This window comes from Chryseobacterium vietnamense, assembly GCF_031454475.1.
Taxonomy (GTDB): domain Bacteria; phylum Bacteroidota; class Bacteroidia; order Flavobacteriales; family Weeksellaceae; genus Chryseobacterium; species Chryseobacterium vietnamense.
Map to the genome: position 1 here is coordinate 72,973 of NZ_JAVDQX010000006.1, position 23,542 is coordinate 96,514.

Consider the following 23,542-nt stretch of genomic DNA (forward strand, 5'->3'; position numbering starts at 1 on the left):
GCGTAAAGAGATATAAATTATTGAAGGGTGATAGGTTTTGGCTGAAGCCAATGGAAGGGTGATTTATCGTTGGCTGGGTTAAAACCCAGCCCTATTGAATTTTAATAACTACATCTTTTATCTTTTATCTTTTATCTTTTATCTTTTATCTTTCGTTATTCCCGGCAAACCTCGTAAATTTGCTATTCATTAATTTTTAAATATAAATTTTAAACAAATGTCAAGAATTCTTACCGGCATTCAAGCCACCGGAACACCCCATCTTGGAAATTTATTAGGGGCTATTATTCCTGCTATCGAACTATCCAAGCAGGAAGGAAATGAATCATTTTTATTTATTGCGAACCTTCATACGCTTACACAGATTAAGGATGCGCAGACTTTAAGACAAAACACCTACGAGATTGCTGCGGCTTGGCTTGCTTGTGGATTAGATACTGAAAAAACATATTTCTACAGACAAAGTGATATCGCTGAAACCTGTGAACTTTCTTGGCATTTATCATGTTTTTTCCCATACCAAAGATTAACATTGGCCCATTCATTTAAGGATAAAGCAGACAGACTTCAGGATGTAAATGCCGGTCTGTTTACCTACCCTATTCTGATGGCTGCAGATATTTTACTGTATGATGCTGAAATTGTACCTGTAGGAAAAGATCAGCTTCAGCACCTGGAATTTGCAAGAGACGTCGCGTCAAGGTTCAACAACCAGATGGGTGAAATTCTTGTCCTTCCACAATCTGAACTTCAGGAAGATACTAAATATGTTCCCGGAACAGACGGTCAGAAAATGTCAAAATCAAGGGGAAATATCATTAATATTTTCTTACCTGAAAAGGAGCTGAAAAAACAGGTGATGAGTATTGAATCGGATTCAAAATCTTTGGAAGAGCCTAAGGATCCTGAGACGGATAAAACATTCCAGATTTATCAGCTTATTGCTACGGCTGAACAGACTGAAGAATTAAGAGCAAAATATCTTGCTGGAAACTTCGGATACGGACACGCTAAGAAAGAATTACTGGATCTTATTCTGGTACGTTTTGAGAAAGAAAGAGAAACGTTCGCTTATTATATGAACAATCTTGATGAACTTGAAGCAAAACTTCAGCAAGGGGCTGAGAAAACCAGACCTATTGCACTGGAAACGCTGAAAAGAGTAAGAACAAGCTTAGGATTTTAATGCTGAGTTGTAAACATAAGAAAGCCTTTCGTTTGAAAGGCTTTTTCTTTTGATATCAATAATGGGTATTATTCTTGGTCAGAATAAAGTAATGCATCTGATCTCCATATTCGTAATTGATGTCCCAGCCAGGATGTTGTTTGATAATGGTTTTAATGATAGACAATCCCAATCCGGTTGAAGTATGATCTGAACCTTGTTTATAAAAGCGTTTAAAGATCCTTGATTGATCTAAGGACGCAGGATTTCCACTGTTTTGAAATGCAATTCTATTATTTTCAATGATAATGTTCAGGGTGCCTTCTTCGTTATTATATTTCACTGCATTTTTAAGAAGGTTAGACAAAAGAATATCGGCAAGATCCTGATTGAAATCCGCTACAAATTTTCCTTTTTCGATAATACTGACCTCTACTTTTTTAAAGGCAATAAAATCTTCATAATTCTGAACAAGCTGGGTAATCATTCCATTAAAATCAACGTCTGAAGTTTTATTAAACTGGCTGTTCTCAATTTTGGAGAGCATCAATAAAGATTTGTTTAAGCCTACCATCCTTCTCAGATCATTCTTCACTTCAGTAAGAAAAGTCAGATTCTTTTTATCAAGATTATCATTCTGGATCATCAAATCAATTTTATTAATCACGATAGCCAATGGAGTCTGAAGTTCATGGGAAGCATTTTCAATAAACTGTTTCTGCTGATAGAAAACGAGTTCATTACGTTCAATCATTTCGTTGATTTCCACATTTAATTCTTCAAATTCAGTGATCTTATAATTCTGTTTTTCCTGAGAAAAAGGAATTCCGAACTGATATTTCTTAAGCTTATCCAAAATCTGATAGAATGGTCTCATTGCTTTATTCAACAAATATCCGTTAACAGCTACAATACTTATCACCAGAAGGATATAAAGCACAATCAGGGCTGTTGTGAGATCGTATATTAATTCATCTTCTTCTACCGTGGATGTTCTGATGACAAGCCGCTGGTGACCTTTGAACTGATCGATAAAGTCGGCCTCAAGAACTCTGTAAGGCTGGTCTTTGTCATCATATTCCATATAGTACATCTTATTGTACAGTCTGCTTTTGTTTTGATAATCTGCTGCTTTGATGGGATTGATTTTAAATTCATTGAATCCAAACTCATTATTCTTCAGCAACTGGGGATTAAGATAAACAGCTTTGATGATCTGTATTTTTCTGTCTCTCAATCCATCATCTACATTATCATGCACTTCATCCAGGATATAGGCATAAAAAAGACCTGCCCACACTGCTATAATCAGCAGCAGGATCATGATCAGATATTTTATCGTGTAATATTTTAATGAAGTCTTCATCAGATGAATTTATATCCTATTCCGTATACAGCCTGAAAATCAGCTTCTGCATCAAGGGTTTTCAGTTTTTTACGAAGATTTTTGATCTGGGAATAAATAAAATCCAGGCTGTCTGCCTGATCAATATAATCTCCCCAGATGGCTTCAGCCAGTGTAGTTTTCTGTAAAGTCTTCTCCGGATGAATTACAAAATAATACAGAAGGTCATATTCTTTACGGTTAAGAGCAAGCTCTTTATCACCTACTTTCACTGTTCTGTTTTCCGGATCAATGCTGATATTTTTGTATCGGATGATATTTTCACCATCCTGATTTTTTCTTCTGATCACAGACTTGATTCTTGCCATCAGTTCTGCAAGATGGAAAGGTTTCGCAAGATAATCATCTGCTCCTATTTCCAGCCCTGCCACCTTATCGTCCACAGAATCTTTGGCTGAAAGAATGATTACAGGATCTTTCTTATGCATTTTTTTGATCTCTTTCAGGAGATCTATTCCGTTTCCGTCAGGCAGCATAATGTCCAGCAAAATACAGTCATATTCGTAAGAAATAATTTTCTCGAGCCCGCCACTGTAATTTTCTGCATATTCTACAATAAAATGCTCTGCTTCCAGAAATTTCTGTACGGTATCCTTCAGTTCGGGTTCATCTTCTAATATTAAAATCTTCATACCTCTGGGTCTCTATGCTCTGCTGCGCGATTAACTTATATCAAATATAGGGAAATTATAAGGAGGGAAGCTGGAGAAAGGAATACACATCCGAAAGTCTACGATAATATGATCAGTATAAGGGTTATATGATAAATTATCGATAATAAATCTACAAAATGGAAATGCTCTCTGCCGGATTCCCTCAGGTTCTTTTTCATAAGAATCTAATTTGATTTAACATTCCGGCCATCTGCATCAAAAATAAGACACAGGCCATTCATCAAATGAATTTTGTAAGCATTGTATTTTCTTTCAATAGAATCAATGATGCTGCAAGGATGATTCCTTGTCATAAATGATACCATATTCTTTCTAATCTGAGCAGAAGACATCTTTCTTCCGTTGCTGTTTATTATATTCCAATTGACCATATTATTACTATTTAGTGTTTGTATCCGGTTACGTGTTAATCATCAATTCTTTTAAAATTTCCGTTTCTGTCAAATTCAAGCTCCAATCCGTTGGAAAGTTCTGCCTTATAAGACCATCTTTTCTTTTCAATCTTGATGATATAAGTATTAGGAAAGTTCTTTGTACTGTAATTTCTGATTGAAGCAGGAATGAAGCCATAAGGAATTTTCTGATGTTTGCCATCCACTTCTTTCCAGTTTCCATTGCTGTCAAACTCCATTTTCATTTCATTATTCAGATATACTTTATACTCATCTACTCCATAGATTTCTCGGTCTTCGATGGCTGAGTTTACAGGAATACCTTTAAAATGAACCGCAAGAAAGTTTTTAGCTGTTTTCGGTAACTGATTAGCATTGATTGCTCTGTCCTGTGCAGAAACCAAGCCTCCAATTAATAAAAAAATAATCATTAAGACACCTGTGATTTTCTTTACATTTTTCATACTATTACATTTTTCTGTTATTATTATGGAACAAAGTTCTTAATCAATTTGGGAAAGAATTGGGAAAAATGATTTTGGTGGGGAATATTTAATTTAACCACAGATTGGCACAGATGACCACAGATGTTTGCGTTGATTTTTCAAAATGTATGATTAGTCCTGAAAAATAAAAGAGCCACTAAGTTGAACTTAGCGGCTCCTTTATTAGATTTTATGATCTGTTTATAGATACTCTTTGATCTGCTGGAGATGGGTAATGGCTTTTAAACCTTCTTTCTGCTTATCTTCTTTATAAACATCAAAGAATATCGCATCCATACCAAAATCTGTAGCTCCCATGGCATCTGCAATCCAGTCGTCACCAATCAGAATGCTTTCTTCTTTTCTGGCTTCAGAAAGTCCCAGTGAATATTCAAAAATCCTTGGATTGGGTTTTCTCACTCCTACAGCATCTGCACTTGTAATGGTTTTAAAATAAGGAGCAATTCCGGAAAGGGTACATTTTCTTTCCGTCACTTCCTGAAACCCATTGGAAATAATGTGTAATGTATAGTTTTTAGCTTTCAGATATTCTAAAACATCCTCTGTTCCTTCCACCAGTTCGTTATGGCTTACAATATTATCAAGGAAGTGTTCTTCAAAATAAAGGGCAAGCTCTTTATTATCTACTCCAAAATGTTTGAATGCATCATAAAAACGGTGTTCTCTCAAGTACTCTTTGCCGATTATTCCGTCTCTGATCTTTTCCCACAACTCTTCGTTGATATCGTGATATACGGAATGAAACTCTTCAAAGTCAATATTGTACTTTGAAGAAATATCCTGTTTTTCAAAAAGATCTTTGATGGTAAGATAGGCATTTCTGCGGTGATCCCAGAGTGTATTGTCCAGGTCAAAAAAAACGTGCTGCATTTTCATACAGCACAAAGTTAATAATTTTAATTTTTTGTAATAGGATAATTTTTGCTCTTGCTTTTCACAATCTCAAGACTTTTAGAAAAATTCAGCAAAAAATCAATTGTTTGTTTCTTAGGTTTCAAAGTTTTCACTTTTAAAGAATCATTTTTTTTCATAGGCGAAGTATGTTTTCTTTAAAACGTGAATTTTTCGGAAATATTATCTATCTTGTTAATATTATATTATTTTCATCCATGATTTTTCTCAGGTTTATCAGTGCATACCTCACTCTTCCTAGCGTGGTATTGATGCTCATCTCTGTATGATCTGCAATTTCTTTGAAACTTAGACCATCAAAAAACCTCAGTTTGATTACCTCCTGTTGGTTTTGTGGTAAAAACTGTAACATTCTCAGGAGATCTTCCTGGATCTGATTGGTCACCAGCTGATCTTCAATATTTTCTGAAGGCTCTCTGATTAAATCAAAAATAGAATATTCATCCGTTTCAAAGGTAGTTTCTGAAACTTTAATATTCTTTGATTTTGACCTGAAATGATCGATGATTAAATTGTGAGAAATTCTTTTTGCCCAAAGAATAAATTTACCTTCTTCATTATAGCGCCCTTCTTTAAGCATCACAATAATCTTCATGAATGTATCCTGAAAGATATCATTTGCTAAATCTTCATCATTAATTTTGTAAAAAATGAATGTAAACAGTTCTCTCTGATGTCGATGAATAAGGGTTGACAATGCACCCTCGTCTCCTTTTTGGTAAAGGGAAATTAGTAAACTATCCGATTTTGATTTCATAACTCTTCTCAATATAAATATTTGCAGACAGGTATTCTACCAGATATTTCTTCTGGTCTTTGCTGTATAAACAAAACAGTTCTAGAGTAGAGTCTCTTCTATAGGCGGTAGTACAATTATTATGATGTAAATATAATAATTTTTTAATAACTGTTAACCTATTATTAAATTTTATAGAGAAAAATCTAAAAAAAATCATTTAAACATATCATGAATGAATACGGTAGGGATATTTAATGTAAAATTAATATTAAGTCCTTTCATCTCTTTTCCGTTCAAACGGGTATCTCCGATGGGAAAAGCATATCCTCCTGTAAGATCAAGCATCCCAAATAAAGTGACTCCTATTTTAGGGGCAATATATTTATTGGTTCCTTCAACTCCGGCTAAAAAGTAATACGAGTGATAGAAGTCCACATTTTTTTCAAAATTAAGAAGTACATCAGCCTGCAGTTTCGGCATGATAGCAAACCTGGAATCCACAGATCCCATCATCGCTGATCCTCCCAATCTGTAAATTACATCATCATTTTTAAGAAAAAGCAATTTACCTCCTACTTCTCCGAAACTCTGGTTCTGATAGGTATATCCCACACTGATCATTTTATGCATGGTATATTGAGCTTTTACTAATGTACTTAGCAAAAACAGAGACAGGGCGGCAACTACAGTTCGAAAATTCATCATCTTTCTATATTATTAAGGTGTAAAATTAAAAAAAACTGCCTTATCCAAAGATAAAGCAGTTCATTATTATTCTTTAAAGAGAAATTAAATTCCAAAAGCGGATTTAATCTCCTCTACTTTGTCAAGTTTTTCCCAAGTAAAGAACTCAAGATCTTTTAGCGTAATCTCATTCTTATGACCTTTATTGAAAGTTTTATCAGCTACATAATGCTCTTTACCCATATGTCCGTAAGAAGCTGTTTCCTGATAAATAGGGTTTCTTAATTTTAAGTTCTGCTCAATAGCATAAGGCCTTAAATCGAAAATAGCAGAAACTTTTTTCGCGATATCTCCATCATGAAGATCCACTTTTGCAGTTCCATAAGTATTGATATATAAACCACAAGGCTCAGCTACACCAATAGCATAAGAAACCTGCACCAAAACTTCATCAGCCACTCCTGCAGCTACTAAATTTTTAGCAATATGTCTTGTTGCATAAGCTGCACTTCTGTCTACTTTAGAAGGATCTTTTCCAGAGAAAGCACCACCTCCGTGAGCTCCTTTACCACCGTAAGTATCCACGATGATTTTTCTACCTGTAAGACCTGTATCTCCGTGAGGTCCTCCGATTACGAATTTCCCTGTAGGATTGATATGATATTTGATCTGATCGTTAAATAAAGCTTTGATTTCTTCTGTTTGCTGTGCAACCACTCTTGGAACCAGAATATTTTTGATATCCTCACGGATCTTGTTCAGCATTTCTTCTTCACTTCCAAAGTCATCATGCTGGGTAGAAACCACAATAGAATCAATTCTGATAGGCTTATGATCATCAGAATACTCAATCGTAACCTGGCTTTTTGCATCAGGACGAAGATAAGTGATCTCCTTATTTTCTCTTCTGATAGCAGAAAGTTCTTTCAGGATCGTGTGAGCAAGGTCCAATGCAAGAGGCATATAATTAGCTGTTTCATTGGTAGCATACCCAAACATCATTCCCTGGTCTCCGGCACCCTGTGCATTTGCCTTAGCTTCAAAAGACTCGTCATTTACCGCTCTGTCAACTCCCTGGTTGATATCAGGTGACTGCTCATGGATTGCAGAGATTACTCCACAAGAATCTCCATTGAACATATATTCTCCTTTCGTGTACCCGATCCCATTGATTACTTCTCTGGCAATGGTCTGTACATCAAGGTAAGCATCTGATTTTACTTCTCCAGCCAATACCACCTGTCCGGTAGTTACAAGAGTTTCACATGCTACTTTTGAATCTTTATCATATGCTAAGAAATGGTCGATTAATGCATCGGAAATTTGATCGGCAATTTTATCCGGATGTCCTTCTGAAACTGATTCAGATGTAAATAAATAAGACATATAATTCTTTTGTTTTTAAAGATTTAAAAAATGGTTTTGAAGAAAATATGAAATAAAATTGCCCAGAAAAAAGAATACTGTTTTAGCATTTTTTTATAGAGGTTGCAATCAGGTCAAATTTTTCCTCGTAATAAACGTCAGCAAATTTAAGTACTATTTTCGTAATACTCAAAAATTTTGTTTATTAATTATTATTTTATTTAAATTGATGATTTCTATCACTTTAAAGCATTTTCATTACTGAGGCTTAATGCTTACAAATTCTTTCGGACTTTCGTGATAATTCAGCTTAAGTTCTAAAGAAGTTTTGATAGAATGTGATAATTCATCAATAATTTTTTGCTTAAAAGTTGGTTTATAGTAAATAATACTGATTTCTCGATAAGGGAAAGGTTTTTTAAATCTGAAAACATTTTTCTTCTGCTCTTCTGAAAGCTGACTCAGTGCCAGTTCCGGCAGAATACTGATTCCCCCTACTTTATCCACCATGTGAACCAAAGTCTGGATATTGGAAGCTAAGAAATCTAAATTTTTAGGCTTCAGCGTATTTTCTTTCAGGTGGCAGATATTTTCAAACTGATTTCTCAGACAGTTTCCTTCTTCAAGCAGCCATACTTTTTCTACATTCAGATCTTCCGGAATGATGTAGGAATTCTTTTTGTTGGCTTCTGTATTGGAACTGTAAATCATCAGCTCCTCGTTGAACAGAAAATCCTGGTAGAACTCATCAGCAGTATCGTAAGGTGTAGAAATAATTCCCGCATCCAGCTCTCCTGCTTTCAGCGCTTTAATAATATTATCTGTTGTCATTTCTTTTACATTCATCTGAATCTTCGGGTTATCCTCCAGAAATTTGAAGATTTCTGTTGGCAGAATGAAAGAAGATACAGTAGGAATGATTCCCAGATTAATAGTCCCTCCTAAAATATTATTCAAAAGATTGGCTTTGTTTTTCAGCTCATTGACAGACTCAATAATTACCTTTGCCTGATCAATAATCTGAAGACCTACATCCGTGGTACGAATCGGGTGGGTAGTTCTGTCGAAAACCTTTACATCCAGTTCATCCTCAAATTTCTGTATCATGGCACTTAACGTAGGTTGGGTAATAAAACACGCCTGAGCGGCCTTACCAAAATGTTTATACTTATCTACAGCGATAAGATACTCCAGTTGCTGAATGTTCATTTGATTAATATTATCTATTACAAAGATATAACGTTTTTGCTATTAGCAATTAAAAATTCAAGTAAATTTGATATTCATTACCTTTACACTTGGATTTAGAAAAACAAAAAAACATTTATACAAATCATTAACGATATGGATTCTAAAAAATTAACGTTAAGTAACGGCGCACCTTATTTTGAGCATCAGGATTCACAGACGGTAGGACCAAGAGGCCCGGTATTGCTGCAGGACTTTATCCTCCAGGAAAATCTTGCACATTTCGTTAGGGAAAGGATTCCTGAAAGGATTGTGCATGCCAAAGGAAGCGGAGCTTACGGAACTTTCACTGTAACACATGATATCAGCCAGTACACGAAAGCAAAACTGTTTTCAAAAGTAGGAAATTCATGCAGAATGTTTGCCAGATTTTCTACTGTGGGAGGTGAAAAAGGAAGTGCAGATACGGCAAGGGACCCAAGAGGATTTGCCTTAAAATTTTATACTGAAGATGGGAACTGGGACCTGGTAGGAAATAATACTCCTGTATTCTTTATTAAGGATGCAAAAAAGTTCCCGGATTTTATCCACACCCAGAAAAGAGTGCCGAAAACAAACTTAAAAAGCGCCACCATGATGTGGGATTTCTGGAGTTTAAACCCGGAATCACTTCATCAGGTTCTTATATTAATGTCTGACAGAGGAACACCTTATGGTTACCGACATATGCATGGTTTCGGATCTCATACGTTTTCCATGATCAATGATAAAAATGAAAGAGTATGGGTGAAATTCCATTTTAAAACAAAACAGGGTGTCAAAAATTTCACGGATGAAGAAGCTGTAAAAATGGCTGGAGAAAATCCGGATTTTGCTCAGGAAGATCTTTGCAATGCAATTGAAAATGGCAATTTCCCTAAATGGACGATGTACATTCAGGTGATGACAGAAGAACAGGCAAAGGATTTCAGATGGAATCCGTTTGATGTAACCAAAGTATGGTTTCATGATGATTTTCCTCTGATTGAAGTAGGAGAAATGGAGCTGAACGAAGTGCCTGTTAATTATTTTGCCCATGTGGAACAGTCTACTTTTTCACCTAGCAGTTTAATTAACGGAATCAGCTTCTCACCGGACAAAATGCTTCAGGGAAGGTTATTCTCTTATCCTGATGCACACCGTTACAGAGTGGGAGTTAATGCTCATCAGCTGGAAGTAAACAGATGTCCTTTTGCTGTCAACAATTATCAGAGAGACGGCTTTATGGCAGATTCAAGCCACTATCAGGACAAACCGAATTATCATCCGAACAGTTTCGATGATATCAAACCGGATCCAGCTTATCAAAACTATGAATATGAGCTGGACAGTGCTCATGTTGCCAGTTACAATAGAAATGACAACGACAGTGATCATTATACCCAACCCGGACTTTTATATTCAAAAGCAATGAATACAGAGGACAGAGATCATCTGATTAAAAATATTGTAGGCAGTATGAACGGTATTACCGGACCAAAGAAAGACGAGATTATCAACCGACAGCTATGTCACTTTTTCCGTGCTAACATTGAGCTTGGCATGAAAGTGGCATCTCAACTAAACGTCAATATTGATGCAAATATGATGAATCATTCCAAATAATCATATTGAATGATAAATTAAAAAAAAGGAAAAAAAAATAATATTTTTTCCTTTTTTTTGTAAAAAATTCATAATTTGCAAAGGATGATATTTTAAAGTGGAAAAATGAGTTACGAGAACATATTATTAAAAAAAGAAGATAAATTATCTATCATTACCATAAACAGACCTGAGAGTTTAAATGCTTTAAATGCAAAAACAATTCAGGAAATCAGTACCGCACTGGATGAGCTTAATGCTGACACTTCATGCAGAGTAATTATCCTTACCGGAAGTGGAGAGAAATCTTTTGTAGCGGGAGCTGATATCAAGGAATTCAGTGACTTTGGACAGGAAAGAGCTGAAGAACTTGCAAGAAACGGACAAAATACATTATTCAATAAAATTGAAAACATGTCTAAACCTGTCATTGCAGCCGTAAACGGTTTTGCACTAGGAGGAGGTTTGGAGCTTGCTATGGCATGCCACATCAGATATGCATCGGAAAACGCCAGATTAGGGCTTCCTGAAGTAACACTTGGATTAATTCCGGGATATGGAGGAACTCAGAGGCTTCCCAAGCTTGTAGGAAAAGGTATTGCCAACGAAATGATCTTCTCTGCCAAAATGATCCTTGCTCAAAAAGCAAAAGAGATCGGACTGGTGAACGAAGTATACCCTATTGAAGAATTATTAACCAAAACGAAAGAATTAGCAAACACGATTGCCTACAATTCACCAATGGCAATATCCAAGGCTATAAACGCCGTGAATTTATCTGATACGGAGAAAGGTTTTGAGGCTGAAATTACATATTTCGGAGAACTTTTTGAAATGGAAGATAAGAAAGAAGGAGTTACTGCGTTTCTAGAGAAGAGAAAGCCTAACTTCTAAATCTTTCTAAAAGATTTTAATCCAAATTATTTCGAAAAAAAACAATGCTGCGGTATGAATAAGTTTGATAAAGCTTATCTAAAAATGGCCCAGGAATGGGCAAAACTCTCCTACTGTAAGAGAAAACAGGTAGGAGCTCTTATCGTAAAAGATAGGATGATTATTTCAGATGGTTACAACGGGACTCCTTCGGGATTCGAAAACTGCTGTGAAGATGGAGAAGGGAAAACACACTGGTACGTATTGCATGCGGAAGCCAATGCTATATTAAAGCTGGCGGCCTCTACCCAATCTGCAAAAGGAGCAACGTTATATTTAACGCTGTCGCCCTGTAAGGAATGCAGCAAGCTGATTCTGCAGGCAGGGATTACGAGACTGGTGTATATTAATGAGTATTCGGATGACGATGGAATATCGTTCCTGAGGAACCATAACATTGAAATAGAACAAATATCGGACTGTGAACTAAAAAAATAAGCACAAATGACTTGGGATGAAAAGATCAAAGATTTTGAAATATTTCTTCGTTTCGAAAGAAATTTTTCAGAAAACACACTCGACGCCTATGTTCGGGACATTAAGAAATTAAAAGATTACGCAGAAGAGGATCTGGAAAATGTCGGTCCAGACTCCATCGGTTACGAAAACCTGCAGGAATACATTTTCAATCTTTCCAAACAGAAATTCAGTGAGAGATCACAGGCAAGATGGATATCTTCCATCAAAGCTTTTTTCAAATTTCTGCTGGAAGATGAATATCGTGAAGACAATCCTGCGGCGTTACTTGAAGGCCCTAAACTGGGATTATATCTACCTGATACTTTAAGCCTGCCTGATATCAACAAAATTATTGCTGCTATTGAGGTGAATACAGATCTTGGAAAAAGAAACCAATGCATTATAGAAGTACTATATGGCTGCGGACTTCGTGTTTCCGAACTGATAGATCTGAAAATCTCCAATATCAACTTTAAAGAGCAATACATCAAGGTACACGGAAAAGGAAATAAAACCCGTTTTGTTCCTTTAGCTGATTATACTGCAGATTTGCTTGAAAGTTATATCAAAGAGGTTCGTTCTAAAGGTAAAATCAATAAGAAATATGAAGATACTCTGTTTTTGAACAGCCGTGGGACTTCTATGTCCAGAGTAATCGTATTTCTTATTATTAAAGAACTTACAGATAAAGCAGGGGTTAACAAAAAAATATCACCACACACATTCAGACATTCATTTGCTACTCATTTATTACAGAATGGAGCAGATCTACGGTATATTCAGGAAATGCTGGGACATTCCAGTATTACAACAACGGAGATCTATACGCACCTGAAAACGGAAGAACTAAGGGATGTAATTTTGAGTTATCACCCGAGAAATATTAATATTACTCAATGAAACTATTGAAATATTGTCCAAGCTGTGGCAAAGAGTCCTTACACTGGGATGGTGAAAAGAAATGGAGCTGTCCGGAATGTGGTTTTACTTTGTATAATAATGTGGCAGGTGCTGTAGCAGTTGTCATCAGATGTGGAGACGAAATTTATCTTACCAGAAGAAACAGAGACCCTAAAAAAGGGAAACTAGACCTGGCCGGAGGATTTGTTGATCCCAAAGAAAGTGCAGAGGAAACTTGTAAAAGAGAACTTTTTGAAGAACTTCAGCTTGATATCGATATTTCTAACCTGAAATACCTTACCAGCCTTCCTAACATCTATCAATATAAGGAAATTGATTACAATACGATCGATCTCTTTTATGAATACAATGTTTCGGAAAAATTTGAGGTCAATCTTGAACTCTCTGAAATTTCGGAGGCGGTCTGGATTCCTTTACAGGATCTGGGTCTTGAAGATATCGCTTTTGATTCTCAGAAGAGATTTTTCGAGAGCTATTTAAAGAAATAATTTTTGTAAAATATTCTCCCGTAGATTTTGCAGGTTAAGCAGATGGTACAACACATTCATCTGCTGGATTTGCGAAATCTGCGGGAGTTTTTTATGGTAGAAACTAATAGGTTTTAGACTTCAGCATTTCTTCAAAATACTGAATCAGCAATGCTCTTTCTGCTTCTGAAAGATTAGCTTCTTTATGATACACAATATAACCAGGCATCGGCATTGTTTTGTTCTGAATGGTCTGGATGGATTTAGTCAGCATATTTTCCTTCAAATCCTTATTATAAGTCTGCCAGGTAGAAAAATTAAGATGTTCCCTCCCGTCATTCACATGACTTTGTACAGACCATGACACAGGGGCAATAAAAGCATATTTCGGATACACCGTCTCATTGGAATGACAGTCATAACATGCATTTTTAAGCAGGGTTCTGATCTTTTCCGGTGATTTCCTTGCCTCAACAAAATTTACTGCAGAATCAACAGGTTTATTGGTTCTGTCAATAGGAAAGAACTGAATCAGGGCAAATGCCACCAATGTCCAGAATACTATTTTCTTAGCCATTTTCATCAGCTTACTTTACCGGGGTTAAAACGGCGTTGGAAGATTTTAATTCTTTCTTGGCTCCTTCTTTCACTTCAGTCGCAGCTGGTGGCGTCTGCACTGCTGGAGTTGCAGCCGGGGCTACTGTTGCTGACTTCGGACTATCAAGTGTTCTAGTATCTTTCAGATCCCATTCCTCTCTGGTTTCCCATAGACCTCTAACGATCACTTTTTTATAGAAAACATATGCATCTTCAGCAAAAACATCATTCGCAAAATCTGCTTCATCCCAATATTTATTCCCGTTATTGTCTACCAGAATTCTCACAATATATTCTCCAGGTTTCAGGATATCAAATTTCACTTTATTTCCTTTTATATACCTCTGATAGGCAATTTTATCAGAAGAATCTATCAGCTGAATCCAATAATTTGTTTCAGGTGCATTTGAAATGGAGAACTCAACATTTCCATACTGGTCTACTTTGTCAACGTCAAAATCGAAACGCTTAGACTGAGTATTTTTTGCGTAGAATGAGGATATCGTCTCTTTAGGTACAGTAAGTTCGTAACTTTTACCCATTACAAAATCTGACTGAACCTGAATCTGGTATGGATTTGTTTCTGAAATTTTAGCGGTAAATGGTAATGTTGTTAAACTGTCTCCTTTCATCCTGAGTGTCCATTTTGAAGGATCAATTTTATCAACGATATAATTGGAAGAAATTTTAAAATCTGACTTTGGAGCTAATGATTCACCGCCATTATCACTGTTAATGTCCATCACATTCTTTTTATTGTATCTGTAAAATAAAGATACACTGTAAGCACTGTCTTTTTTCGGACCTTTATTGTGGGTGAATATGAGTTTTTCATTGGCTTCCTGCCCTACATTATCCTTTACAGCATCAAACCAGATTCTCACAGAGTCTGATTTTGGATTATGGGTTATTTTTATATCCTTTAGTTTTTCATTCAGGGACTGAACTTTCACCTCATCAGGATTTCCTTCAAAGGTCATTAAAATTCCTCCTGCAATTTCTTTCATTTCCTGGTATTTCACAGGTTTTTTGGAAGGGTACACTTTTAAATTTAATCCTGAAATAGATTTCTCAAAATTGATGGGATCTTTCTGGAATCCTACCTTTTCTTTTCCCGGATCATACATAGAATTTCCGTTCTCGTCTTCAAAAGCAATAATTTTATATTTTCCTGGGGTCAGATAATTTAATTCGTAATATCCATCTTCATCTACCTTTGTGATATAGTAAGGTTTTTTCTTGTAATCCATGGTATCTTTTACCTGATACATTCCTACTACAAGTTTATTTTCTGCTGTAGTTCCTTCTTTCTTTTTAGTATTGAGTGCATCTTTTACTTCACCGCTGATATAAAGATCGTCCAATTTATCTCCAGTAGAAAAAGCAAAATTGAAATACCTTAGTATATTGGATTCATTATTATCAACAATTGAATTTCCAAAATTGAAATTATACGTTGTATTAGCCTGAAGGGTATCTGACCATTGAATCAGAACAAACTTATTGGCAATATTGGAAGGAAGAATCCTCGTTATCCCTTTAATGGGAGGTGAAATAATCAGGTTTTTATTGATATCTTTCAATGTCACATATTCATCAAAGTCCAGACGGAGCTGGTGAATATCTCTTTTGACATTAATCCTTGTTGTATCAATGTTTGAACTTAAAAACTTTGGTGCCAGAGTATCTTTAGGCCCACCAACAGGAGATCCTACTCTTGCACACGAATGTACAAGAAAACAGATAACGAGTAATAAAAGAAACCTTTTCATGAAAATGTTTAGGCAAAAGTAAACATTATTCTCCAAAAACTTCCTGTCCGGAATTTAAAGTATCTTTATTGTCATGCATCACGGTATGCAGCTTCTCCTTTTGTAAAGGGAAATCTTCAAATAATCCGGATAATGCAAGAGCGGTATAAACTTTCGTTGAATATTTGTTACCGATAGCTACAATCGTAACCTTAGATTTTAAAAGGTGGGCAAAAACTGAGTTTGTGCCATGCCACCATCCATTGTGATAAGTCAGTTTTTCACCATTATCGAATATTTTCATTCTGAATCCTAATCCGTAATTATTCATTCCTGCTTTTTCGTTGCTGTAGGGAGTAAATACCATCTGCATCAGTTCGGGTTTCAGGAAATTTTTTGAAAACATTGCTTTTGAAAAGTTGTACAAATCTCTTGGTGTTGTGTACACATTTTTATCTCCGTAAATAAGATCAAGCCTGTCTAGTGGATAAAGCTTGCTTCCTCCGTAATAAAAAGACTGTGAAGCAGTTGGAATATCTTTTTCCTGGAAGATGTATGTGTTATTCATTTTCAATGGTGTGAAAACCATTTCTTTCATCGCCTGAGGGAAAGGAGTTTTGGTTACTTTTTCAATTATTAAGGCCAATAAAGCAAAGTTTGTATTGCAATACATAAATCCTGTATCCGTATCTCTTGCCAGATCTGGTTTATATTTGATGATCATATTCAAAACATCTTCATTGGTAATAAAAGGTTTTGAAAGTTCTGCCGGAGCTGGTTGTATTTTGGTGATAAAATATTCATATTTCGGAAGACCACTCCTCTGATCCAGTAAAGTCTGAACGGTAACATTCGGGTAGGGAAATCCTGGGAAAAACTGAGTAAGGTGATCCGTAAATTTTATTTTTCCTGCCTCTATCAGCTTCATCATAGCCATTGCCGTTAAAGTCTTGGAAACTGAAGCAACATGTAACGGTGTATCTTTATCGATTGGCATCTGGTTTCCCGCTCTTCCGAAACCTCTGTAATTTTCGTATAGGATTTCATCACCCTTGGCAACAAGGATTCCACCGCTAAGATCTCCTCCTTCCCATATTTTTTTGTAATACTGGTCTATATAGCTTACAGTGGTCTGTCTGTTCAGAAGCTGTCCGTCTCCTTTTGTAAAAATATCACCCAGATCTACATTTCCATAGTTGGGCAGGTTGGTTGCATTTTCAGCAGAGGCTTCTTTAGCTTCATCCTTTTTTTTACAGGAAAATATCGATAATAAAACAGTTAAGATAAGTAGAAAATTACGCGTCGTCATGAGATTCAAAAATGAGCGGCAATTTAATAAAACTCAAAATAAATAATAAACAAGAGGTGGACATTATGAATTATTTAACATAAATGAGTGGCTATGTAAAAATATGGAATCGCTAAACCGCAAAAAGATTAAAAAAAATTAAAGAGAAAGTAAACTTCTTTTTAGAATCCAATAGGAGGCCCCGCCTGCCCTGTTATTCTTCCTCCAAATGTAATAAGACTATACAGATTTAAAATTGTAATATTCAAATCATCCTGGTTACAATAATAATTATCAATGATTCCATATGCTGTATACTCTGAAATATTAAATCCTTCTTCAATGTCGTTATAATAAATTACTCTTCTACCCATTAATCCTACTACCCAAAAACCTCCTCCTTCTTGTCCATACTCTTCTTCGTACCATTTTTCAGGGTATATTTTGATTAAATCCCAGAAGTTTAAAAGATTTCCATTTAAGTCTTTTTCTGTAGAGTAAATTTTTTCAAAAATTTCTTCAATGGATATTGGTGTCCAGATCATATTTGTATACAAGTTATTAATCCGAAATTAATAAAAAAAGACGAATTCACTTTTTGCAAATTCGTCTTTTTTATCTTTATGTTTTCCGCAATATTTATCTAACAATGTGAAGCTACAATTTTATCAACAATAAACTGGGCCAGTTTTTCTTTGCTTTGATGGGTCCATCCGGCAATATGAGGTGTAACAATAGCTTTTTCGGAATCAAGAAGATATTTTAAATCTTCATTTTCGGATTCAATATTCTCAAAGGAAGACTTTTCATATTCCAAAACATCCAGGCATGCACCTTTCACTTTTCCTGATTTCAATGCTTGTACTAAACTTTTAGTTTCAACATTCTTTCCTCTTGCCGTATTGACAAAATAAAATTCATTTTTCATTTCTGCAATGAATGTTTCATCTATAAGATAATGGGTCTCCGAAGTTAAAGGAATGTGTAAGCTTACAACCTCTGCAGATTGCTTCAATTCATCCAATGAAACCTGTGTTGCATATTCATCAGAAAGACCGGGAAGAATATCATGGAAAATCACTTTACATCCAAACCCTGAAAGCCTTTTTGCAGTAGCTTTTCCCATATTTCCATAGCCAATCAATCCTACTGTTTTTCCCAACAACTCGTCTCCTCTGTTTTCTTCACGTTTCCAGATTCCGTTTTTCACTTCCTGAGAAGCAATAAAAAGTCTGTTCATGATCACTAAAAGCATTCCCACAACGTGTTCTGCTACGGAATCTCTGTTTCCCTCCGGAGAATTGATCAGTTGAATTCCCAGCTTTTCTGCAACAGGAATATCAATATTCTCCATTCCGGCTCCTACTCTGGCAATGAACTTCAGGTTTTTACCTTTTTCCAAAAAATTCTGATCTAATGGAATACGGCTTCTGATGATAATTCCGTCATAATTTTCAATTTTCCCGCAAACCTCATCATAGGACGACGTGAAATCCTCTTCCAAAATAAAATTCTGAGCCAAAAGCTGTTCAATAATAAGAGGATGATTTTTATCTAAAAGAAGTATTTTCATTTTTTATTAATGATTTTAGAGATAGGAACTGATTCCTAAATGATTACAATTTTATTCTACCGCAAAGTTCGCAAATTTCTAAAAAACAAAATGCTTTTAAGCTCGCAAAGGCGTTAGCACTCAGCAAAGTTTAAAAGCATTTTTATTGATAAAGTATATAAGTTTACTTTTTATCTTTCTTAGGCTCCTGCGGCTCCTGGAATAACTTTTTCAGTTCTACAGATTCCAACGGTTTCATTCTTCCGGAAAGAATTAATGAAAGTTCTTTTCTACGGAATGCTGCGGCAAATCTTTCTTTCTCCTCTTCTGTTTCAGGAATCATTTCCGGAATAGGAATCGGACGGTTGAACTCATCTACTGCAACAAAAGTATAAATCCCCGCATTTGTATGAACTTTCTTCTGATTGATAGGATCATCCAACCACACATCTACATACACTTCCATGGAAGTGGAAAATGCTCTGGATACTTTGGATTCCAACACCACAACACCGCCTTCCGGGATCGGATGGTTGAAAGATACGTGGTTTACAGAAGCAGTTACTACTCTTCTTTCGCAATGTCTTGCTGCAGAAATAGACGCACAACGGTCCATTTTTGCTAAAAGCTCACCACCGAAAAGGTTTCTTAGAGAGTTGGTTTCGTTCGGAAGAACGATATTGGTCATAATAGTCAGAGATTCTGACGCTTTTTTTATTTTTGCCATCTAGTCTTAGTGTTGTTTGGAACAGCCGGAGCAGTTTTTACTCCTTTTCCGGCAGGTTTTACTAATGAATCTTTTTTCAAAGAATCTGAAACGGGGGTTTCCGGAGTATGTACCATCACCTTCACCGTATCTTTTACAATTCTATGGGTAGAAGTCTGTACAGAAACATTATTGAAAGATTTTTTTCCAAAGAGAAGTTCCTGCTGGGTAAACGCCAGGTATAAAATTCCAAGAACCGGAATAATAAGAAGGAAAATCCAAAGAATTGTTTTTTTGAATTTAAAATCTTTTTCACGATTCACCGAGGCATTTACTTTTTCTCCGTTGTTGATATCTGAAAATCTGATTTCTTCCAACCCGTAAAAGTCCGGACGTCCGGATTCTATTCTTTTGCCCTTGAAATGAGTATGCCCTTCTTCAATGAAGACTGTTCCAAGGTTTTGAATTTCAAGAACCTGTTCGGCCTGAAGTTTTTTCTTCCAAAAATCAGTCTGAATTTTAAGATCGCTCCTTGAAGCTTCCAGAGACATCTGTTTTTGTTCTGCAATAAAAGCAGTAAGGTCTTCAGCCTGTACTTCGTAGTCAATTGTAAACTCAATCTGACTGGCCGGAGGCAGAATGCTACCGTTTTCAGAATTAATAATTGCCTTAGAATTTTTCAGTGAAAACACCCCAAAGCCTGGAACTGTGGCAGTTCCAAATTGTTTTAAGTATTCTAAAATATATGCTGAAATATTCATTTGGCAGCAAATTTATAACTTTTTCATGACTTTTTGTAATATTTAACGGATATAAAAAAGACTGCCGAAACAGTCTTTACTTATTCTGCAGTAAAATAGATATACTGTTATTCAAACTGCTTTTATTAAGCTTAAAAACGTCAAAACTGTTAAAAAATCAAAAAGACCGATTTGTCAATTATTGAATTTTCCAGCTCACCCCAAACATAAAATTCGTTCCTGCCTGTGAAAAATAATAAGGCTGCCCATCATAAACAGATCCGTTATTCACATATTTCCTGTTGAAAAGGTTATTCACCAGTAGCTTTAAAGCAATTTCATTATTGGCAATTTTAAATTGGTACTGAGCATTGAAATCTGTCAGGAAATAATCTTTAAGCTGCAGATTGGCATCTTCGGTATTATCCAGATATTGTTTTCCAACATACTGGTTCATTAAAGCAAACTGGAAATTTTTTGTAGGATTGAATTTCAAGCCTACATTGGCAATTACATTCGGAGAGAATGAAATCTGGGTATTTCCAAGACTTTTAGGCACATCGCCATTCTGAATATTGAAATCCTGGTTTCTGTTCTGGCTTAAGGTTACATTACCGGAAACCTCCCATTGCTTGGATAGTTTTGCCAAAGCACCAACCTCAATACCTCTTCTGTAGCTTTTCCCTGAGTTTGTTCTGATAAATGCTCCTACATTATTAAGTTCACCGTTCAAAACCAACTGATTCACATAATACATATAGTAAACATTCGCAGTAAAAGATACGATCCCGAACTGTTTTTCAAAACCGGCTTCAATGTCGTGAAGTTTTTCGGCTTTCACATCATTATTCGCCATCAGGTCGTCTCTGTTGGGTTCACGGTGAGCGTGGGCATAGGAAAGGAATATTTTACCTCCGTCAATTCTGTAATTTACTCCTGCTTTAGGATTAAAGAACAGCCAGTTTTTACTTAAATCTGCTCCTTCGTCATCACCAGCCGTCAGAATTTTTGTATTGTAATTGATTTTTCTAAGCTGTAAATCACCAAAGAATTCAAAATTATCTACTCTTAATAAAGCTTTTGCAAAACCAGACACCTCATTCTTTACAGAGCGGTTTCTGTAGTATTCACTTTCATTAATCTGAGGAAAAAATACTCCCGTTACATTTCCGTAATGTCTTCCGTAATACTGATTCACAACGGCACCAAAGTTCAGATCTAAATTTTCAAACTTTCCGTACAATGTAGAAACCATTCCGTAGAAATCATTATTCAGCCATTTTTTTCTGATAAAGTCTGAAGATTTTATCGTTTGTCCTCCTTCTGTTATATTGGGAAGGTTATATCTTGAAAAAGGATCTCCCTGCTTGTAATTTTCATAATATCCCTTTCCTTTTGTATAATGGAATGTAGTTTCAAGATTCCAGCGGTCACTGAATTTCTGTTCCCAAAGCAACTGATAGTGATTTTGTCTGTAGTTATCCGTTTCATTATCATAGAAACTTACAATATTTTCCCAATTGGCATCATAGATCGCTCCTGAAATATTGAATTTAGGATCAGTTTCCCACGTCTTACGGTCTATTCCGTTCCATGCCTGATACGTTTTTTCTTTTCCACCGAAAGCCATTAAACGTAATTTCGTATTCCCTTCTTCAAATAAAGCGGTAAAGTTATAAGAATGTAAGTTGGATGAAGCCCTGTCTATATACCCATCAGAGTGAATATGGGTATATCTTCCCATCACGGAAAGACGGTTTTTCCAGAATTTCCCTGAGCCTATTTCTGCTGAATATTTATAGGTATTGAATGATCCGTAGCTGTCGTCTGTTTTAAAATAAAACTTCTCTTCCGGATCTTTAGAAAGTACATTAATGCTTGCCCCGAAGGCAGAAACCCCATTATTGGAAGTTCCTACTCCTCTCTGAATGACAATCTGCGACGCAGAACTTGTTAAATCCGGAACGTTGACAAAAAATGTTCCCTGGCTTTCAGAGTCGTTATAAGGAACACCATTCATCATCACATTGATGGCACTTCCCGAAACACCACGGATTCTGAAACCGGTATATCCTACTCCGTTTCCTGCATCGGAAGTAGAAATAACAGAGGTTTGATTTTTCAAAAGAATAGGAAGATCCTGTCCCAGATTTTTACTGTCCAGATCTTTCTGCACATTGATGATTTCCTTTGCTACCGGCAGTCTTTTGGTAAAGCTGACGGCCTCAATTTCCCTGATCTTTAGGGAATCTGTATTCTGAGCCTGTATAAAAGCTACTGAGCCTACGCTAAGCCCTAAAAAAAATAATCCTTTCATTCTATAAATCTTTAACATTTAATGAATAAAAGGGGTGATTATGAGATAATTGATAAATAGCAAATGACGACTGATGTTTATCGATCACTGATCGTTACTCATCCATCAATTATTTAAATGGTTCCCTAAACAGCATTACCTGTTCCAGGTTCATTGGGTATAATCTCAGCCTGTTAAAGCACCCCTTTATTTCAGCCGCAAAATTACAAAAAATATATGAGATCGAGGTGCGGAGTGCGGGATATTGGCTTGCGGGATAAAAATACCATGAAAAAACAGGAATTATCAGATGTATCAATCATCAATCAGCAATCATCATTTATAATTATTTAGTAGGTTTTGTTGTTGGCATCGATATAGTAGTAATTCGAGCCATCTTTTGTCACTTCAAACATTTTACCCAGTTTCCAGCTGAAATTTCGTTTAATATTGGAATATTCAAACGGAATGATAATTTTATTGTTAACATCAATGATTCCGAATTTATCATTATTGGAAGCAACAATCATCGGATTGGCCACATCATCACCCTCAAGAATAAACAGATACTGATATTGAGGATAGATCTGATATTGTCTGTAGTCGGCTGCATTTACAAACTTTGACTTTTCAATGATTCCGTAAAAACCATTGAGGATATAAGCCTGGAATAACTGTTGTTTATATTCTTCGAATTTACATTTTCCAAAATCGGTATCTTTGAACTGATACACTCGATTTCCAGACTGATCTATACGGTAAGAAATCATATTTTTCTCTACTGTTGCATAGTCTTTTGTTCCAAATTTTCTCACTTTTTCATTGGGTGAATTCAGAAGATTGCAGTCTTCATAAAAAAATACGGCAATATGATATTCCGGCTGAATAATAAATTTCCCGTTTTGATTGACATAGCCGAACTGATCTCCTTTTTTCTTAGGAATCAGAACAGGAAGATCTTTATTGATCACTACCAGATCAGCATTAGGTTTGCTGGCTGAAGTTCCTTTTTTAACGATGGTTTTTGTTCCTTTCTTCGCAGGGATTTTCTTCACAGATCTGGTCTGCGAGAAAACGAAAATCGAAATAAAAACACATAAAACATTCAGGATATTTTTCATATTCTCCATTTGTTTACAAAAATACGACCAAAAATAGATATTATAAAATTCATATTTA

Annotated in this window: 23 protein-coding genes; 6 read left to right on the forward strand and 17 right to left on the reverse strand. The window is 35.7% G+C overall.

Annotated elements, in window-relative coordinates:
• The first annotated feature begins 217 nt into the window (after positions 1–217).
• Complete coding sequence (gene trpS, locus J2786_RS20110) at positions 218–1,186, forward strand: tryptophan--tRNA ligase (protein WP_047428954.1); 969 nt, start codon at positions 218–220, stop codon at positions 1,184–1,186.
• A gap of 55 nt (positions 1,187–1,241) precedes the next feature.
• Here trpS and J2786_RS20115 read toward each other — a convergent pair whose 3' ends face one another.
• From J2786_RS20115 to J2786_RS20150, 8 genes are all read right to left on the reverse strand, one after another.
• Complete coding sequence (locus tag J2786_RS20115) at positions 1,242–2,531, reverse strand: sensor histidine kinase (protein WP_047428953.1); 1,290 nt, start codon at positions 2,529–2,531, stop codon at positions 1,242–1,244.
• Positions 2,531–3,202 carry a response regulator transcription factor gene (locus tag J2786_RS20120; protein ID WP_047428951.1) on the reverse strand — a complete coding sequence of 224 codons (672 nt, stop codon included), beginning with the start codon at positions 3,200–3,202 and terminating at the stop codon, positions 2,531–2,533. Before J2786_RS20120 ends, J2786_RS20115 begins: the two co-directional genes overlap by 1 nt.
• Before the next feature lie 448 nt (positions 3,203–3,650).
• The gene (locus J2786_RS20125) at positions 3,651–4,100 is read right to left on the reverse strand and encodes a PepSY-like domain-containing protein (protein WP_047428949.1); all 450 of its coding nucleotides are present in this window, start codon (positions 4,098–4,100) and stop codon (positions 3,651–3,653) included.
• A 222-nt stretch (positions 4,101–4,322) separates the two neighbouring features.
• On the reverse strand, positions 4,323–5,018 hold the full coding sequence (locus J2786_RS20130) for a YjjG family noncanonical pyrimidine nucleotidase (protein ID WP_047428946.1): 696 nt from the start codon (positions 5,016–5,018) through the stop codon (positions 4,323–4,325).
• Positions 5,019–5,220: 202 nt separating this feature from the next.
• A complete protein-coding gene (locus J2786_RS20135) occupies positions 5,221–5,811 on the reverse strand; it encodes an RNA polymerase sigma factor (protein WP_047428944.1) in 591 nt (196 codons plus the stop codon).
• A 195-nt stretch (positions 5,812–6,006) separates the two neighbouring features.
• Positions 6,007–6,498 (reverse strand): hypothetical protein, encoded by a 492-nt coding sequence (locus J2786_RS20140; RefSeq protein WP_047428941.1) that lies wholly within the window; start codon positions 6,496–6,498, stop codon positions 6,007–6,009.
• Positions 6,499–6,582: 84 nt separating this feature from the next.
• A complete protein-coding gene (metK, locus tag J2786_RS20145; protein WP_047428939.1) occupies positions 6,583–7,863 on the reverse strand; it encodes a methionine adenosyltransferase in 1,281 nt (426 codons plus the stop codon).
• Between the two features lie 237 nt (positions 7,864–8,100).
• The gene (locus tag J2786_RS20150) at positions 8,101–9,051 is read right to left on the reverse strand and encodes a LysR substrate-binding domain-containing protein (RefSeq protein WP_047428937.1); all 951 of its coding nucleotides are present in this window, start codon (positions 9,049–9,051) and stop codon (positions 8,101–8,103) included.
• 135 nt (positions 9,052–9,186) lie between these two features.
• Here J2786_RS20150 and J2786_RS20155 point away from each other — a divergent pair, with 135 nt between their 5' ends.
• The 5 genes from J2786_RS20155 to J2786_RS20175 all read left to right on the forward strand — a co-directional run bounded on the left by J2786_RS20155 (position 9,187) and on the right by J2786_RS20175 (position 13,454).
• Positions 9,187–10,674, forward strand: a complete 1,488-nt coding sequence (locus J2786_RS20155) for a catalase (protein ID WP_047428935.1) — start codon at positions 9,187–9,189, stop codon at positions 10,672–10,674.
• Between the two features lie 105 nt (positions 10,675–10,779).
• Positions 10,780–11,547: an enoyl-CoA hydratase/isomerase family protein gene (locus J2786_RS20160; protein ID WP_047428933.1), complete on the forward strand. Its 768-nt coding sequence runs from the start codon at positions 10,780–10,782 to the stop codon at positions 11,545–11,547.
• 54 nt (positions 11,548–11,601) lie between these two features.
• Positions 11,602–12,024, forward strand: coding sequence for a deoxycytidylate deaminase (locus J2786_RS20165; RefSeq protein ID WP_034692520.1), 423 nt, complete (start codon positions 11,602–11,604; stop codon positions 12,022–12,024).
• Between the two features lie 6 nt (positions 12,025–12,030).
• Positions 12,031–12,945 (forward strand): site-specific tyrosine recombinase XerD, encoded by a 915-nt coding sequence (gene xerD / locus J2786_RS20170; RefSeq protein WP_047428930.1) that lies wholly within the window; start codon positions 12,031–12,033, stop codon positions 12,943–12,945.
• Complete coding sequence (locus tag J2786_RS20175; protein WP_047428927.1) at positions 12,942–13,454, forward strand: NUDIX hydrolase; 513 nt, start codon at positions 12,942–12,944, stop codon at positions 13,452–13,454. The genes xerD and J2786_RS20175 overlap by 4 nt, the downstream gene beginning before the upstream one ends.
• Before the next feature lie 103 nt (positions 13,455–13,557).
• Here the strand turns inward: J2786_RS20175 and J2786_RS20180 are convergent, their stop codons facing one another.
• The 9 genes from J2786_RS20180 to J2786_RS20220 all read right to left on the reverse strand — a co-directional run bounded on the left by J2786_RS20180 (position 13,558) and on the right by J2786_RS20220 (position 23,484).
• Positions 13,558–14,016 (reverse strand): heme-binding domain-containing protein, encoded by a 459-nt coding sequence (locus J2786_RS20180; protein ID WP_052186874.1) that lies wholly within the window; start codon positions 14,014–14,016, stop codon positions 13,558–13,560.
• A gap of 4 nt (positions 14,017–14,020) precedes the next feature.
• On the reverse strand, positions 14,021–15,802 hold the full coding sequence (locus tag J2786_RS20185; RefSeq protein ID WP_310026521.1) for an Ig-like domain-containing domain: 1,782 nt from the start codon (positions 15,800–15,802) through the stop codon (positions 14,021–14,023).
• Between the two features lie 25 nt (positions 15,803–15,827).
• Positions 15,828–17,090, reverse strand: coding sequence for a serine hydrolase domain-containing protein (locus J2786_RS20190; RefSeq protein WP_047428923.1), 1,263 nt, complete (start codon positions 17,088–17,090; stop codon positions 15,828–15,830).
• A gap of 161 nt (positions 17,091–17,251) precedes the next feature.
• Positions 17,252–17,614 carry a hypothetical protein gene (locus J2786_RS20195; RefSeq protein ID WP_047428922.1) on the reverse strand — a complete coding sequence of 121 codons (363 nt, stop codon included), beginning with the start codon at positions 17,612–17,614 and terminating at the stop codon, positions 17,252–17,254.
• A 98-nt stretch (positions 17,615–17,712) separates the two neighbouring features.
• Entirely contained in the window at positions 17,713–18,642 is a 930-nt protein-coding gene (locus tag J2786_RS20200) for a 2-hydroxyacid dehydrogenase (RefSeq protein ID WP_047428921.1), read from the reverse strand.
• 163 nt (positions 18,643–18,805) lie between these two features.
• A complete protein-coding gene (locus J2786_RS20205; RefSeq protein WP_047428919.1) occupies positions 18,806–19,348 on the reverse strand; it encodes an acyl-CoA thioesterase in 543 nt (180 codons plus the stop codon).
• Positions 19,336–20,088, reverse strand: a complete 753-nt coding sequence (locus J2786_RS20210) for a hypothetical protein (RefSeq protein ID WP_047428917.1) — start codon at positions 20,086–20,088, stop codon at positions 19,336–19,338. Before J2786_RS20210 ends, J2786_RS20205 begins: the two co-directional genes overlap by 13 nt.
• A 178-nt stretch (positions 20,089–20,266) precedes the next feature.
• Positions 20,267–22,384, reverse strand: coding sequence for a TonB-dependent receptor (locus J2786_RS20215; RefSeq protein ID WP_047428915.1), 2,118 nt, complete (start codon positions 22,382–22,384; stop codon positions 20,267–20,269).
• 329 nt (positions 22,385–22,713) lie between these two features.
• Positions 22,714–23,484: a WG repeat-containing protein gene (locus J2786_RS20220; protein WP_310026527.1), complete on the reverse strand. Its 771-nt coding sequence runs from the start codon at positions 23,482–23,484 to the stop codon at positions 22,714–22,716.
• Positions 23,485–23,542 lie beyond the last annotated feature (58 nt).

Excerpts from the sequence above, each read along its gene's own strand:
- J2786_RS20175 (WP_047428927.1), top strand. The coding sequence starts at position 12,942 with ATGAAACTATTGAAATATTGTCCAAGCTGTGGCAAAGAGTCCTTACAC.
- J2786_RS20220 (WP_310026527.1), bottom strand. The coding sequence starts at position 23,484 with ATGAAAAATATCCTGAATGTTTTATGTGTTTTTATTTCGATTTTCGTT.
- J2786_RS20190 (WP_047428923.1), bottom strand. The coding sequence starts at position 17,090 with ATGACGACGCGTAATTTTCTACTTATCTTAACTGTTTTATTATCGATA.
- J2786_RS20200 (WP_047428921.1), bottom strand. The coding sequence starts at position 18,642 with ATGAAAATACTTCTTTTAGATAAAAATCATCCTCTTATTATTGAACAG.
- J2786_RS20205 (WP_047428919.1), bottom strand. The coding sequence starts at position 19,348 with ATGGCAAAAATAAAAAAAGCGTCAGAATCTCTGACTATTATGACCAAT.
- J2786_RS20120 (WP_047428951.1), bottom strand. The coding sequence starts at position 3,202 with ATGAAGATTTTAATATTAGAAGATGAACCCGAACTGAAGGATACCGTA.
- J2786_RS20115 (WP_047428953.1), bottom strand. The coding sequence starts at position 2,531 with ATGAAGACTTCATTAAAATATTACACGATAAAATATCTGATCATGATC.
- J2786_RS20135 (WP_047428944.1), bottom strand. The coding sequence starts at position 5,811 with ATGAAATCAAAATCGGATAGTTTACTAATTTCCCTTTACCAAAAAGGA.
- J2786_RS20185 (WP_310026521.1), bottom strand. The coding sequence starts at position 15,802 with ATGAAAAGGTTTCTTTTATTACTCGTTATCTGTTTTCTTGTACATTCG.
- xerD (WP_047428930.1), top strand. The coding sequence starts at position 12,031 with ATGACTTGGGATGAAAAGATCAAAGATTTTGAAATATTTCTTCGTTTC.
- J2786_RS20195 (WP_047428922.1), bottom strand. The coding sequence starts at position 17,614 with ATGATCTGGACACCAATATCCATTGAAGAAATTTTTGAAAAAATTTAC.
- J2786_RS20210 (WP_047428917.1), bottom strand. The coding sequence starts at position 20,088 with ATGAATATTTCAGCATATATTTTAGAATACTTAAAACAATTTGGAACT.
- J2786_RS20160 (WP_047428933.1), top strand. The coding sequence starts at position 10,780 with ATGAGTTACGAGAACATATTATTAAAAAAAGAAGATAAATTATCTATC.
- metK (WP_047428939.1), bottom strand. The coding sequence starts at position 7,863 with ATGTCTTATTTATTTACATCTGAATCAGTTTCAGAAGGACATCCGGAT.
- J2786_RS20125 (WP_047428949.1), bottom strand. The coding sequence starts at position 4,100 with ATGAAAAATGTAAAGAAAATCACAGGTGTCTTAATGATTATTTTTTTA.
- J2786_RS20215 (WP_047428915.1), bottom strand. The coding sequence starts at position 22,384 with ATGAAAGGATTATTTTTTTTAGGGCTTAGCGTAGGCTCAGTAGCTTTT.
- J2786_RS20150 (WP_047428937.1), bottom strand. The coding sequence starts at position 9,051 with ATGAACATTCAGCAACTGGAGTATCTTATCGCTGTAGATAAGTATAAA.
- J2786_RS20180 (WP_052186874.1), bottom strand. The coding sequence starts at position 14,016 with ATGAAAATGGCTAAGAAAATAGTATTCTGGACATTGGTGGCATTTGCC.
- J2786_RS20130 (WP_047428946.1), bottom strand. The coding sequence starts at position 5,018 with ATGAAAATGCAGCACGTTTTTTTTGACCTGGACAATACACTCTGGGAT.
- trpS (WP_047428954.1), top strand. The coding sequence starts at position 218 with ATGTCAAGAATTCTTACCGGCATTCAAGCCACCGGAACACCCCATCTT.
- J2786_RS20155 (WP_047428935.1), top strand. The coding sequence starts at position 9,187 with ATGGATTCTAAAAAATTAACGTTAAGTAACGGCGCACCTTATTTTGAG.
- J2786_RS20140 (WP_047428941.1), bottom strand. The coding sequence starts at position 6,498 with ATGATGAATTTTCGAACTGTAGTTGCCGCCCTGTCTCTGTTTTTGCTA.
- J2786_RS20165 (WP_034692520.1), top strand. The coding sequence starts at position 11,602 with ATGAATAAGTTTGATAAAGCTTATCTAAAAATGGCCCAGGAATGGGCA.